14 protein-coding genes are annotated in these 13,327 nt (G+C 66.8%); 5 read left to right on the top strand and 9 right to left on the bottom strand.

The window, feature by feature from the left end; all coding sequences use genetic code 11:
- Positions 1–26 precede the first annotated feature (26 nt).
- Positions 27–437 carry an aspartate 1-decarboxylase gene (panD, locus tag M1247_RS00425; RefSeq protein WP_317154284.1) on the top strand — a complete coding sequence of 137 codons (411 nt, stop codon included), beginning with the start codon at positions 27–29 and terminating at the stop codon, positions 435–437.
- Positions 437–1,747, top strand: coding sequence for a lysine N(6)-hydroxylase/L-ornithine N(5)-oxygenase family protein (locus M1247_RS00420; RefSeq protein WP_317154283.1), 1,311 nt, complete (start codon positions 437–439; stop codon positions 1,745–1,747). Before panD ends, M1247_RS00420 begins: the two co-directional genes overlap by 1 nt.
- A gap of 2 nt (positions 1,748–1,749) precedes the next feature.
- Here M1247_RS00420 and cwsA read toward each other — a convergent pair whose 3' ends face one another.
- The gene (gene cwsA, locus M1247_RS00415; protein ID WP_317154282.1) at positions 1,750–2,148 is read right to left on the bottom strand and encodes a cell wall synthesis protein CwsA; all 399 of its coding nucleotides are present in this window, start codon (positions 2,146–2,148) and stop codon (positions 1,750–1,752) included.
- A gap of 113 nt (positions 2,149–2,261) precedes the next feature.
- On the opposite strand from cwsA, the gene M1247_RS00410 reads away from it, so the two are divergent.
- Positions 2,262–2,807: a peptidylprolyl isomerase gene (locus tag M1247_RS00410; RefSeq protein ID WP_317154281.1), complete on the top strand. Its 546-nt coding sequence runs from the start codon at positions 2,262–2,264 to the stop codon at positions 2,805–2,807.
- Between the two features lie 66 nt (positions 2,808–2,873).
- Here M1247_RS00410 and M1247_RS00405 read toward each other — a convergent pair whose 3' ends face one another.
- Together M1247_RS00405 and crgA are read right to left on the bottom strand one after the other, a co-directional pair.
- Entirely contained in the window at positions 2,874–3,281 is a 408-nt protein-coding gene (locus M1247_RS00405; protein ID WP_317154280.1) for a PH domain-containing protein, read from the bottom strand.
- A gap of 155 nt (positions 3,282–3,436) precedes the next feature.
- Positions 3,437–3,721 (bottom strand): cell division protein CrgA, encoded by a 285-nt coding sequence (crgA, locus tag M1247_RS00400; RefSeq protein WP_317154279.1) that lies wholly within the window; start codon positions 3,719–3,721, stop codon positions 3,437–3,439.
- Between the two features lie 94 nt (positions 3,722–3,815).
- On the opposite strand from crgA, the gene M1247_RS00395 reads away from it, so the two are divergent.
- Complete coding sequence (locus tag M1247_RS00395; RefSeq protein ID WP_317154278.1) at positions 3,816–4,565, top strand: DUF881 domain-containing protein; 750 nt, start codon at positions 3,816–3,818, stop codon at positions 4,563–4,565.
- A gap of 17 nt (positions 4,566–4,582) precedes the next feature.
- Positions 4,583–5,257 carry an aminodeoxychorismate/anthranilate synthase component II gene (locus M1247_RS00390; protein WP_317154277.1) on the top strand — a complete coding sequence of 225 codons (675 nt, stop codon included), beginning with the start codon at positions 4,583–4,585 and terminating at the stop codon, positions 5,255–5,257.
- Here M1247_RS00390 and pknB read toward each other — a convergent pair.
- The 6 genes from pknB to M1247_RS00360 are packed head-to-tail and all read right to left on the bottom strand — an operon-like array spanning position 5,235 to position 13,277.
- Positions 5,235–7,112: a Stk1 family PASTA domain-containing Ser/Thr kinase gene (pknB, locus tag M1247_RS00385; protein WP_317154276.1), complete on the bottom strand. Its 1,878-nt coding sequence runs from the start codon at positions 7,110–7,112 to the stop codon at positions 5,235–5,237. The genes M1247_RS00390 and pknB overlap by 23 nt on opposite strands.
- Positions 7,109–8,389, bottom strand: a complete 1,281-nt coding sequence (locus tag M1247_RS00380; protein WP_317154275.1) for a protein kinase domain-containing protein — start codon at positions 8,387–8,389, stop codon at positions 7,109–7,111. Before M1247_RS00380 ends, pknB begins: the two co-directional genes overlap by 4 nt.
- Entirely contained in the window at positions 8,386–9,861 is a 1,476-nt protein-coding gene (pbpA, locus tag M1247_RS00375) for a D,D-transpeptidase PbpA (protein ID WP_317154274.1), read from the bottom strand. Before pbpA ends, M1247_RS00380 begins: the two co-directional genes overlap by 4 nt.
- Positions 9,858–11,273: a peptidoglycan glycosyltransferase RodA gene (locus M1247_RS00370; protein ID WP_317154273.1), complete on the bottom strand. Its 1,416-nt coding sequence runs from the start codon at positions 11,271–11,273 to the stop codon at positions 9,858–9,860. The genes pbpA and M1247_RS00370 overlap by 4 nt, the downstream gene beginning before the upstream one ends.
- Positions 11,270–12,760 (bottom strand): PP2C family protein-serine/threonine phosphatase, encoded by a 1,491-nt coding sequence (locus M1247_RS00365; RefSeq protein ID WP_317154272.1) that lies wholly within the window; start codon positions 12,758–12,760, stop codon positions 11,270–11,272. Before M1247_RS00365 ends, M1247_RS00370 begins: the two co-directional genes overlap by 4 nt.
- 49 nt (positions 12,761–12,809) lie before the next feature.
- A complete protein-coding gene (locus M1247_RS00360; protein WP_317154271.1) occupies positions 12,810–13,277 on the bottom strand; it encodes an FHA domain-containing protein FhaB/FipA in 468 nt (155 codons plus the stop codon).
- Positions 13,278–13,327: the final 50 nt, after the last annotated feature.

Genomic DNA, 13,327 nt, shown 5'->3' with positions numbered 1-13,327 from the left:
TTCGACTGCACGAACGGAGGGGTGAGATGCAGCGACAAATTCTCGGAAGCAAGATTCACCGGGCGACGGTGACTCAGGCAGATCTGCACTATGTGGGTTCGATCACGATCGACGCGGATCTGATGGACTCTGCCGACATCGTCGAAGGCGAACAGGTTCACGTCGTCGACATCACCAGCGGTGCGCGTCTGATCACCTACGCCATCACCGGAACGCGTGGTTCGGGCGTCATCGGCATCAATGGTGCGGCCGCACATCTGATCTCACCGTCCAACCTGGTCATCATCATGTCGTTCGTCCAACTCGACGAGGCTGAGCGCGCTGCGCATCAGCCGAAGGTGGTGCACGTGGACTCCACTAACCGCATCGTGGCGATCGGGGCAGACGCGGCCGCGCCCGTGCCCGGGGCGGCCGATCAGATTCTGGGACGGGTGTGATGTCAACCAACGGCAATTACCGCCATAACGGCAATGATTCAGCGCTCGACCTCGTCGGCGTCGGTTTCGGCCCGTCCAACCTCGCTCTGGCGATCGCCATTCGCGAGTACAACGAAAATCGAGGCGACGCTCGGCCGATACGCGCCGAGTTTGTCGAGGTGAAGCCGGAATTCGGCTGGCACATGGGGATGCTGATCCCCGGGACCACGATGCAGATCTCGTTCTTGAAAGATCTCGTCACACAACGAAATCCGCAAAGTGCGTTCACGTTTCTGAACTATCTCACCGAGCGGCGACGGCTCACCGAGTTCATCAACTACCAAACGTTCTTCCCCACGCGGCTGGAATTTCACGACTACCTGGCCTGGGCTGCGGACAAGGTGGCTGCCACGGTGCGCTACGGCTCGAGGGTGACCTCGGTCCGTGACGTCGACGGGGCATTCGACGTCGAGGTCACCGGCGCACATGAGGGAATCCTGCGGGCAAACAATGTCGTCATCGCAGGCGGTCTGCATCCGCAATTGCCGCCGGGCGTGACCCGCTCACGGCGCCAGATCCACAACCACGGTCTCCTGCACGATCTGGAGGCGATGCCTGCTCCGCGGCACAACCGGTACGTGGTCGTCGGCGCCGGGCAGAGCGCCGCCGAAGTGTGCGCCTATCTCCACGACCTGTCGCCGTCGACCGAAGTGCACGGCGTTTTCGCCAAGTACGGCTACAGCCCGGCCGACGACAGTCCCTACGCGAACCGCGTTTTCGATCCCGACGCGGTGGACGACTTCTATGTCGCCGACCCGGGCGTGCGCCGGCAGCTGATCAACTACCACCGCAGCACGAACTACTCGGCTGTCGACCTGCCGTTGATCGAGGAGCTCTACGCCCGCGAATATGCCGAGCGGGTCGCCGGACGTCGCCGGCTGTTCGTGCGCGGCGCATCGAGCGTGCAGCACACGGAAGAGACCGACGACGACGTCAAAGTGCAGATCCTGCACCACCCGACCGGCACGGTCGATGAAATCGAATGCGACGCCGTCGTTTACGCGACCGGGTTCCTACCGGCCCGGCTCGACGGTATTCTCGGCGATCTCTACCGGGCCCTGGTGCTCGACGACGGTGGCCAACCCGTGGTGTCCCGCGATTACCAGCTCTCCACGGTGCCGGCCACGGCCGGAGGCCTCTACATCCAGGGCAATACCGAGCACACCCACGGACTGACGTCGTCCCTGTTGTCCAACATCGCCGTGCGCAGTCAGGAGATCGTGCAGTCGGTCGTGGCCGGCACGCTCAGTCCCGTCGGCGAGATGTGTTGAGGCTATGGCCGCGGTGTGACGTCCACACTGGGCGGCAGAGGTGACGGCGGCTCGGGTCGCCGCGAGCGCCGGATGATCGAGAACGTGACCGCGCCACCGGCGAGTACCGCCGCACTCACCGCGGCGATGAGCAGCGGACGGCGGCGGCGGCGCTTGGGCGGGTTGGCGGCATCGTGCAGCACCTCGGGCAGCGCGGCGACCGCTCCGGCCGCGGCCGCGAGCTGGCGGCTGAGCTTTCCGGACTGATAGCGCTTGCGTAGCCCGGCGGCGGTCGCCTGCGCGGTGTTCGCGCCGAGTCCCACCACGCCGCGCGTGATGTCGACCGGGCCGACGGCGGTGTACTTCAACCCTCGGGTAAGTCGTTGACGGGGAGCCAACCGGGCATCGGCGTTCACGCTCATCTCGCACCTTTCAGGCCTACGGGTAGGAACTGCAATCCAGACTGCCATCTCCGCGGGCGTACGGGGGTAACTGGCGGACGTCGGTGGGCCCCCGATCTGTCCATCAGACCGAGATGGCAGACTTGCATCCCGTGACGAGCCCCATTCAGACCGCGACGGCGACCCTGCACACCAACCGCGGCGATATCAAGATCGCACTGTTCGGAAACCACGCTCCCAAGACCGTGGCCAACTTCGTCGGTTTGGCGCAGGGCACCAAGGACTACAGCACCGAGAACGCGTCGGGCGGCACGTCAGGTCCGTTCTACGACGGCACGATCTTCCACCGGGTGATCGACGGCTTCATGATTCAGGGCGGTGACCCGACGGGCACCGGCCGCGGCGGCCCGGGCTACCAGTTCGCCGACGAGTTCCACCCGGAACTGCAGTTCGACAAGCCCTACCTGTTGGCCATGGCCAATGCCGGTCCGGGTACAAACGGGTCGCAGTTCTTCATCACGGTGGGCAAGACCCCGCACCTCACCCGCAAGCACACCATTTTCGGTGAGGTCGTCGATCCGGAGTCCCAGAAGGTCGTCGACGCCATCGCGACCACGGCCACCGATCGCGGCGACCGGCCGGCCGAGCCGGTAGTGATCGAGTCGATCACCGTGGCCTGACCCCCAAGCCCCTACAGACGCGACGTCCCCGTACGCGGGGGCGTCGCGTCGTGTGTGGAGGTGCTTCTAGTAACCGGCCGCGGTGAGGGCGTCCAGGACGCTCACCGGGTCGGTCCCCAAATCCCAACGGGTGAACACCAGTAGCCGGTCGTCGACGGTGTCGATCTCCAGCAGGCGCGTCTTGCGGCCGATTCGCCGGAACTCGGTGATTCGGATGGCCTGGATCTCATTGCGCCGTAGCGTGCGGGCACGCCGCCAGCCGCCGACAGTGAGACCGTCTTCGGTGATTGCCAGTTTTGGGCGGGCCCGCCACGAGACCGTTGCAAACGTGAGCAATCCCACCGCGGCTACGCCGGCAATAACACGTCCGGGCCCCTCTGTGATCATGGTCACAGCTGCAATAGCCATCATAAGTCCGGCTATGCCACAACCTGCGATTCCAAACGTCGGGGGGCTCCAGTGAGTTTGCTGCACAGACTGTTCACACCCTCTTACCGTGGCTAATGAAGTTATCCACAAGTGCTATCCCCAATGGGGATGAATAACATCGATGTCATTGGATGGGCGCCGCGTTGCTAAATGGGTAAAGCCAAGAACGTAAGATGAATTCATTATGGTGTCCGGGCGGGTCAGCGCCAGCGCATGGTGAGCAACAGACCGCTGATCATGAAAGCAAAGGCGATCGCGTAGTTCCACGGACCGAGGTCGGCCATCCACTGAAGGAATGACGGCGTGTCGATCGGATTGGTCGCAGCGAGCTGGAACACCAGCAGCCAGATCAGCCCGAACAGCATGAGGCCGATGAACAGCGCGATGAACCAGACGCTGGACGGTCCGGCTTTAACCTTGACCGGGGTCCGGCTCACCGGCTTGATGGTGAAATCGTTCTTTTTGCGGACTTTGGACTTGGGCATGAGTACCTTCGCGGACAGTCGGCGTCACACGGTGCGACGATGAAGCAGGATGCTTCACGAGACTAACGTAGCTGCACGTCCAGGAGAGAAATCGATGGACCAGGACAGTCGCTCCAGGTGGCGGTTCGGCGTACCCGTGGTGTGCCTGCTCGCAGGCCTGCTGCTGGCCGCCACGCACGGTGTCTCCGGTGGTGACGAGATTCGCCGGAGTGATTCGCCGCGCCTGGTCGACCTGGTGCGCGAAGCCCAGCAGTCGGTCGACCGGCTGAGCGTGCAGCGGGATTCGCTGTCGACCGCGATCGACAGTCACCACGGCAGCTCCCCCGGGTCGCACGCCGCCCTCGCCGCGATCAATGAACGCACCGCCGCGCTGGTCACCAGCGCCGGTCTGGAGGCAGAGCGTGGGCCGGGCCTGGTCGTCACCCTCAACGACGCCCAGCGCGACGCCCAGGGCCGCTTCCCGGGCGATGCCGCCCCCGATGACCTCGTGGTACACCAGCAGGACATCCAGGCCGTGCTCAACGCCCTGTGGAGCGCGGGAGCCGAAGGCATCCAGATGCAGGACCAGCGCATCATCGCCACCTCGGCACCCCGCTGCGTCGGCAACACCCTGCTGCTCAACGGCCGCACCTACAGCCCGCCGTATGTGATCACCGCGATCGGCGACGCGCCCGCCATGCAGGCGGCGCTGGCCGCCGCCCCGCTGGTGACGCTCTACAAGCAGTACGTGGTGCGATTCGGGCTGGGCTACCTCGAAGAGCCCCGTGCGGAGGTCGAACTGACGGGCCACACCGAACCGGTCCGCATGCGTTACGCCAAACCCGTCGGGCCCATCGGCTATTGAGCCGGTAACCTGGGCCGATGCAGATCCTGGTCGTCGACAACTACGACAGCTTCGTGTTCAACCTGGTCCAGTACCTGGGCCAACTCGGGGTGGACGCGCAGGTCTGGCGCAACGACGACGAGCGGTTGGGCACCGACGCCGACATCGCCAAGGCCGCCGCCGAGTTCGACGGTGTGCTGCTCAGCCCGGGACCGGGCACTCCCGAACGGGCGGGCGCGTCCATACCGCTGGTGCGCGCGTGCGCTGAAGCGCGCACTCCCCTACTGGGCGTCTGCCTGGGACACCAGGCCATCGGCGTGGCGTTCGGTGGAACCGTCGACCGGGCCCCGGAACTGCTGCACGGCAAGACCAGCGTCGTCCACCACAGCGATACCGGTGTGCTGAAAGGACTTTCGGATCCTTTCACCGCCACGCGGTATCACTCGCTGACCATCCTGCCGGAGACCTTGCCTGCGGACCTGGAGGTCACGGCGAGAACAGATGGCGGCGTCATCATGGCGGTGCGCCACCTCGAGCTGCCGATCCACGGGGTGCAGTTCCATCCCGAGTCGATCCTGACCGAGGGCGGGCACCGCATGCTGGCCAACTGGCTCGGCTACTGCGGTGCCGCCCCGGACGAGAACCTGGTGCGGACCCTCGAGAGCGAAGTCGCCCGCGCGGTCACGGCGGCTACGACGCGAAATTCAGCGTGATCCGCGCGTCGCGGTTCACCCCGGCACCGGCAGGCGGGTTCTGCGAAACCACCGCGTTGGTGCGCTGACCGCTGTTGTCGACGTTCGCGCCCTTGTCGAGCACCCCGGTCCAGCCGAGTGCCGTCAGGCGCGGATACGCGTCATCCCAGAACTGGCCGACGAGATTGGGCATGACGAACTGGTTGCCGCGGGATACGTGGATCTGGATCACGGCGTCCTTGGGCACCGACTGACCCGCAACCGGTTCGGTGTCCACCACCTGTCCGGAGGGTGCGATGTTGTCGACGTCGATGGCCACGGTGTTCAGGAAGCCCGACGCGGTGAGGATCTGCTTGCACACGTCGGAGGTCTGGCCGACGCAGTCAGGCACCGCCATGCTCTCCGGCCCTGAGCCCACCACGATGGTGATCTCGTTGGTGATCGCCGCGAACTGATTGGCGGGCGGGCTGGTGGCCAGCACCCGGCCTTTCTGCTCCGGCGTCGACGGGCTGGGTGATTCCTTGACCTTCTCGAATCCGGAATCCTTGAGCTTTGAGCGCGCCTGCGACGGAGTCAGCCCGGCCACGCTGGGAACCTCCCGCTGCTCCGGTCCGGTCGAGACGTTGATGGTGATCAGATCCCCCGCGTCCACCGTGCTGTCGGCGGCCGGATCGGTACTGATCACGTCGTTCGGCGGCACCGTGTTGTCCGGGCGGCGCTCCTCGCGGGTCTTGAAGCCGCGATTCTGTAGCGCGGCGGTGGCGTCGGCGGCGTTCTGCCCACTGACATCGGGCACCTGCACGTCCCGTGGGCTGCCGCCGATCATGTTGATCGCGACCGTCACCACCACGGTCAGCACCGCGAGCACAGCCACGGCGATCAGCCAGCGGGCCACCGAGGTGTTGCGGGGCCGCGGCTGGATGCTGGGAGGGCGCTGGGTGGGCATGTGCTGCGTTACGCCGCCGGGGTTCATCGGCGGCGGCGCCGCCATCATCGACGTCCGCTCGGCGTCGGTCAGCACCTTGGGCGCGTCGGGGGCCTCGCCTGCGTGCACCCGGACCAGGTCGGCGCGCATCTCTGCCGCGGACTGGTAGCGGTTGTCGGGGTTCTTGGCCAGCGCCTTGAGCACCACGGCGTCGAGTTCCGGGGCGATGCCGTCATGGCGCTGCGAAGGCGGGATCGGGTCTTCGCGGACATGCTGGTAGGCGACGGCGACCGGGGTGTCTCCGACGAAAGGTGGTTCGCCCGTGAGCATTTCGTAAAGAACGCAGCCCAGCGAGTAGACGTCGGAGCGGGCGTCGACCGATTGACCGCTGGCCTGCTCCGGCGACAGGTACTGGGCGGTGCCGATCACGGCCGAGGTTTGGGTGACGCTGTTGGTGTCGGCCAGCGCCCTGGCGATGCCGAAGTCCATCACCTTCACAGCGTTGTTCTTGCTGATCATGATGTTGGCAGGCTTGACGTCGCGGTGGATGATGCCGTGCTGATGGCTGAAGTTCAGCGCCTGGCAGGCATCGGCGATCACCTCGATGGCCCGGGTGGGGGTCATCGGCCCTTCGGTGTGCACGATGTCGCGCAACGTCACACCGTCGACGTACTCCATCACGATGTAGGGCAGCGGCCCGTTGGGTGTCTCGGCCTCCCCGGTGTCGTACACCGCGACGATCGCCGGATGGTTCAGTGCGGCCGCGTTCTGGGCTTCCCGGCGGAAACGCAGGTAGAAGCTGGGGTCGCGGGCCAGGTCGGCCCGCAGCACCTTGACAGCGACATCGCGGTGCAGGCGCAGGTCGCGCGCCAGATGAACTTCGGACATGCCACCGAAGCCGAGGATTTCGCCGAGTTCATACCGGTCGGAGAGGTGCTGAGGGGTCGTCATCGCAATATCTGTTCTGGTGCCGCGGGGGGCCGCGGCACAATCTCAATGACGCCGAGCGCGGGCAACGCTGACATCCATTCGCTCCTCGCGTGCGCACCAGGCGTCTCGTACGGCGTCGTTTGGGTCACCGTATCGGTGACGGTGGGCGGCGGTGACTGATCGCGATCCTTGCGGTCCTGTGCGTTGAGCACGATCAGGATCGCAATGACGATAGCCAGGGCGCCGAGGACACCGGCCGCCCAGAGTAGCGCCCGTTGTCCGGAGGAGAAGGTGCGTCGCGCCGGCGGGGGACGGTGGTTGCCTGCGGTGGGCCTGGCCCGGGTGGCCGAGGTCACCGGTGCCCGGCCGCTGAGATCGGCCGCGGCACGGGCCTGTGCGGCCGACGGCACCGCCGCCGGGGTGGCCCGGCCGAGGGTGGGTGCCTGATTGGGACGCGGTGGACGACGGCCCGAGCGCACCGCGGCGACCGCGTCGGCGAACGGACCGCCCGACTTGTAGCGCATGCCCGGGTTCTTCACCAGGGTGATCTCGATCAGCTCCCGCACATTGGGCGGAAGATCGGCGGGCAGCGGCGGCGGGGTCTCCTTGATGTGCTTCATCGCCACGGTCAGCGCACCGTCACCGGTGAACGGACGCTTGCCCGAAACCGATTCGTAGCCAACGACTCCCAGCGCGTATACGTCACTGGCCGCGGTCGCGTCATGGCCCAGCGCCTGTTCCGGGGCGATGTACTGGGCGGTGCCCATCACCATGCCGGTCTGGGTGACCGGGGCGGCGTCGACGGCCTTCGCGATGCCGAAGTCGGTGAGCTTGACCTGACCGGTCGGGGTGATCAGGATGTTGCCCGGCTTCACGTCGCGGTGCACCAGCCCGGCGGTGTGGGCCACCTGCAGTGCGCGCCCGGTCTGCTCCAGCATGTCAAGGGCGTGGCGCAGCGACAGTCGCCCGGTGCGTTTGATCACCGAGTTCAGCGGCTCACCGTTGACGAGCTCCATCACCAGATACGCGGTGCGGCCCTCGCCGTCCATGTCGGTCTCGCCGTAGTCGTAGACGCTCGCGATGCCGGGGTGGTTCAGCATGGCCACGGTGCGGGCCTCGGCCCGGAACCGTTCGACGAACTCGGCGTCGGTGGAGAACTCCGCCTTGAGCACCTTCACCGCAACCCGGCGGCCCAGCCGTGAGTCGACGGCCTCCCACACCTGACCCATGCCGCCGGTGGCGATGAGTCGCTGCAGCCGGTACCGACCCGACAGTGTGACTCCAACCCGGGGACTCATGAACCCTCCCGCAACGCCGCCGCAATGGTGGCGCGTCCGATTGGGGCGGCCAGTGCGCCGCCGGTGGCCGACAACCGGTCGCCGCCGTCCTCGACCAACACCGCGACCGCGACCTTGGGGTCTTGGGCCGGTGCAAAGGCGATGTACCAGGCATGCGGCGGAGTGTTGCGGGGGTCAGTCCCGTGCTCTGCCGTACCGGTCTTCGAAGCGATCTGCACGCCGGCGATGGCTCCCTTCTGCTGAGTCACCTGCTCGGCGGCGACCATCAAATCCGTAAGTGTAGCTGCGACCTGGGGTGACACTGCCCGCCGCTCTTGGACGGGCGAGGTCGTGCTGATCGTGCTCAAGTCGGGCCCCTTCAGGCTCTCCACCAAATAAGGCCGCATGGCGATGCCGTCGTTGGCGATCGTGGCCGCTACCTGTGCATTCTGCAAGGGCGTCAGCGCGACGTCGCGCTGACCGATGCTGGACATGCCCAGCGCAGCGGCATCCTCGATCGGCCCGGTGGTCGATTCGGCCACCTGCAGCGGGATGGTTGGTGGTGGGGTGTCCAGTCCGAACGCCTGGGCCGTACTCCTGAGTCGGTCGGCCCCGGTGTCGATGCCCAGCTGCACGAACGCGGTGTTGCAGGACTTCGCGAACGCGTCGTGCAGCGATGCCGACGGTCCTGACCCGCACGGCTGCCCGCCGAAGTTCTCCAGCGTCGCGGTGCTGTCGGGCAGCGGGATCCTGGGCGCGGCCGTGAGTTGGGTGGCGGGGGTGGCCCCGGCCTGCAGGGCCGCGGCCGTTGTGATCACCTTGAACGTGGAGCCGGGGGGATAGGTCTCGGCGATGGCGCGGTTGAGCAGTGGCGACCCGGAGTTGTCCCGGAGCTGCTGCCACGCCGCGGTCTGAGCCTCCAGGTCATGGGTGGCCAACAGGTTGGGGTCGTACGACGGCGCCGACACCATGGCCAGGATCTTGCCGGTCGACGGCTCAAGGGCCACCACCGAACCCTTGCACGGCCCGTCGCAGCCGGACTGCATCGCGTCCCAGGCGGCTTGCTGCACCTGCGGTTTGATCGTGGTGTCGACGTTGCCGCCACGTGGATCGCGGCCGGTGAAGAAATCGGCCAACCGGCGGCCGAACAGCCGCTCGTCGGAGCCGTTGAGGATGGTGTCCTCGGCGCGCTCCAACCCGGTGCTCGAGTAGGCCAGCGAGTAGAACCCGGTGACCGGGGCATAGGTCTCCGGGTTGGGGTAGACCCGCAGGAAGCGGAAACGGCCGTCGGTCGCAACGGAGTTGGCCAGCATCTGGCCGCCCGCGGTGATCTGGCCGCGCTGGCGCGAGTACTCGTCGAGCAGCACCCGCTGGTTCCGCGGATCCGACCGGAGACCGTCGGCGGTGAAGACCTGGGTCATGGTGGCATTGGCCAACAACAGCACGATCAGCACCATGATCGTGACGGAAACCCGGCGCAGCGAGGTGTTCATACCTTCTCGATCACCTCGGTGCTGGCCGCCGCGATCGGGGTCGCACTCGGCGGCCTGGTGTTGGTGATGGGCCGGCGCGCCACATGCGAGATCCGCACCAGGATCGCGAGCAGCACATAGTTGGCCAGCAGGGACGATCCGCCGTAGGACATCCACGGCGTGGTCAGGCCGGTCAGCGGGATCAGCCGGGTGACGCCGCCGACGACGATGAACAGCTGGATGGCCAGCGTCGAGGCCAGCCCCGCGGCGAGCAGCTTGCCGAAGCTGTCACGAACCGCGATCGCAGTGCGCAGGCCCCGGATGATCAAGATCGTGTAGAGCATGAGAACGCCTGCCAGACCGACCAATCCGAGCTCTTCACCGATTGCGGCGACGATGAAATCGGTGGCTGCGGCCGGGACGGTGCCGGGCTGGCCGTTGCCGAGGCCGGTGCCGAAGATGCCACCGGTGGCGAAGCTGAACAGCGACTGCACCATCTGGTATCCGGCGCCTTCGGGGTCGGCAAACGGGTCCAGCCAATTCTGCACGCGCACCTGCACGTGGCCGAAGATCTGGTACGCCGCAATACTTCCCGCTGCGAACAGCGCCAGCCCGATGATCACCCAGCTGAGCCGTTCGGTGGCGACGTAGAGCAGTACGACGAACGAGGCGTACAGCAGAAGCGAAGTGCCCAGGTCCTTTTCGAAGACCATCACACCCACCGAGGCCACCCACGCAACCAGCAGCGGGGCCATGTCGCGGGGGCGGGGGAGATCCATGCCGAACACATGCTTGCCCGCACTGGTGAACAGCTCACGCTTGTCCACCAGCACGGCCGCGAAGAAGATGAGCAGCAGGATCTTGGAGAACTCCGCAGGCTGGATGGAGAAGCCGGGGAACTGGATCCAGATCTTGGCGCCGTACTGTTCGGAGTACTTCGCCGGTAGCAGGGCTGGAATCACCAGCAGCACAAGGCCGCTCAGGCCACAGACATAGCCGTAGCGGGCCAGCATCCGGTGATCGTGCAGGAACACCACCACCAGTGAGAACGCCACCACGCCAAGCAGTGTCCACAGCATCTGCTGGTTGGCAGAGCCGCCGACGCCGTCGGTGGCCATCTGGCCCTCCGCCAGGTCGAGGCGGTGGATCATCACCAGGCCCAGCCCGTTCAGCAGTGCGACCACCGGCAGCAGCAGCGGGTCGGCATACGGTGCGAAGCGCCGCACCGCCAGGTGCGCGCACCCGAACAGCGCCAGATAGGCGACCGCGTACCGGGCCAGATCCCAGCTCAGGCCCTGCTCCTGATTGACCTCGACGATGAGCAGCGCGACCGTGGTGATGAACGCCGCGAACCCCAGCAGCAACAGTTCCGCATTCCGCCGATTGGGTAGCGGCGGCATGACGGTAACCGGCGACTGGGGTTGTGTCGTCATGACACCGCCCGGCAGTTCGTCCCCGGTTGCGGTGGCGGGGGAGGCAGTGCGGTGACGGTCGGAGAGGGTGGCGGAGGCGGTGGTACCGGGGCGGTCACGGTGGTCGGGGTTTCCGGCGCCGGTGTGTCGCCCGGCGCGCGCGCACTGGGCTCAGGGGCCGGCGCCGAGGTCGGCGGTCGCGGCGGCGGGGTCGTGGTCGGGGTGGTGGTCGGGGTGCGGGGTGCGCACACGGGCAGCACCGAACTGCGGGCTAGCTCGCCGATCTGCCCGAAAGCCTCGTCGAGCGTTCCGCCGGGCAGCCCCGCGACCACCTGGGCGCGCTCGGACGGGCGCATGTCGTCGACCGCCATCAACCGGCAGTCCAGGTTCTCGTGGTTCTCGTCCGCGCCGATCAGGGAGAGTTCGTTGCGCGAGTTGAGGCAGCCGAGCCGGTACGGCTCCTGCAGCGAATAGCCGAGGAAGGACCCCTGCACGCCGCGCATGATCGAGACGGTGCCGTTGTGCTCGGCGACGTAGTAGTTGTTGCGGATGATCTCCCGGCCGATTGCGAGCCCGGCCAGCGCCACCAGCACGAGCAACACCGCGGCGATGACGAACCGGCGCCGCGACCGGGGCTTGCGGGCTTCCTCGGCGGGTTGGGGCACCACGCGTTTGGGCTCGTTGCGGCGCGGATTGAAGGCCGAGGCGCGTCCGGCAGACGTGTTGGGCGGGATGGTGTCGTCGTCCTGGCCGGAGACCGCACCGGCCAGGATCGGCTGGGTCTGGCCGTAGTCATAGTCCACGACGTCGGCGACCACCACGGTCACGTTGTCGGGACCACCGCCCCGCAACGCCAATTCGATGAGCCGGTCAGCGCTTTCGGCCACATCCTCGAGCTGCAGTGCCTCATGGATGGTCTCGTGGCTGACCGGATCGGACAGGCCGTCGGAGCACAGCAGGTAGCGGTCGCCGGCCTTGGCCTCGCGCATGATCAGCGTCGGCTCGACCTCGTGACCGGTCAGTGCCCGCATGATCAGTGACCGTTGCGGGTGGCTGTGCGCCTCTTCGGCGGTGATCCGGCCCTCGTCGACCAGCGTCTGGACGAACGTGTCGTCTTTGGTGATCTGGTTGAGTTCACCGTCGCGCAGCAGGTAGCCCCTGGAGTCGCCGATATGGACCAGGCCCAGCCGATTGCCCGCGAACAGGATCGCGGTCAGCGTGGTGCCCATGCCGTCGAGCTCGGGGTCGGCCTCGACATGCGCTGCGATCGCGGAATTGCCTTCGGCGACTGCGGCGTCGAGCTTGCTCAGCAGATCGCCGCCGGGCTCGTCGTCATCGAGGTGGGCCAGCGCCGCGATGACGAGCTGGGAGGCCACCTCACCGGCAGCGTGCCCGCCCATGCCGTCCGCCAGCGCCAACAGTCGGGCGCCCGCATACACGGAGTCCTCATTGTTGGAGCGGACCAGGCCGCGATCACTTCGGGCGGCGTATCGAAGGACGAGGCTCATTCTGCTCCTCGCGTGCGCGCATGCATTTCTGCTCCTCGCGTGCGCGGCCTCACGGGCGTAGCTCGATTACCGTCTTGCCGATTCGCACCGGCGTTCCAATGGAAACCCTTACCGCTGTTGTCACCTTCGCCCTGTCAAGGTATGTGCCGTTGGTCGATCCTAGGTCTTCGACGTACCACTCCGAGCCGCGTGGCGACAGTCGGGCGTGGCGCGTCGAGGCGTAGTCATCGGTGAGTACCAGCGTCGAATCGTCGGCTCGGCCGATCAGCACCGGCTGGGCGCCCAGCGTGATGCGGGTGCCCGCCAGCGCACCTTCGGTGACCACCAGTTGCCTGGCCACATGTCGCCGTTGACGGCTGGGCAGCAGCGAGCCGCGTAATGCCAGCCCGCGGCGGACCATCACGGCGCCGGTGGGCGCGTAGATGTCGGTGCGCAGGATCCGCAGCACCGACCAGATGAACAGCCACAACAACAACAGGAAGCCGACGCGCGTCAGTTGCAGCACTAACCCCTGCATCTGGCGTCCTCTCCATGTCCGTCCCGTTGCTGGCGTTCAGCGACCGTCGG

It is taken from the genome of Mycobacterium appelbergii, assembly GCF_032883035.1.
Taxonomy (GTDB): domain Bacteria; phylum Actinomycetota; class Actinomycetes; order Mycobacteriales; family Mycobacteriaceae; genus Mycobacterium; species Mycobacterium appelbergii.
This window is presented reverse-complemented; position numbering and strand designations above follow the sequence as displayed.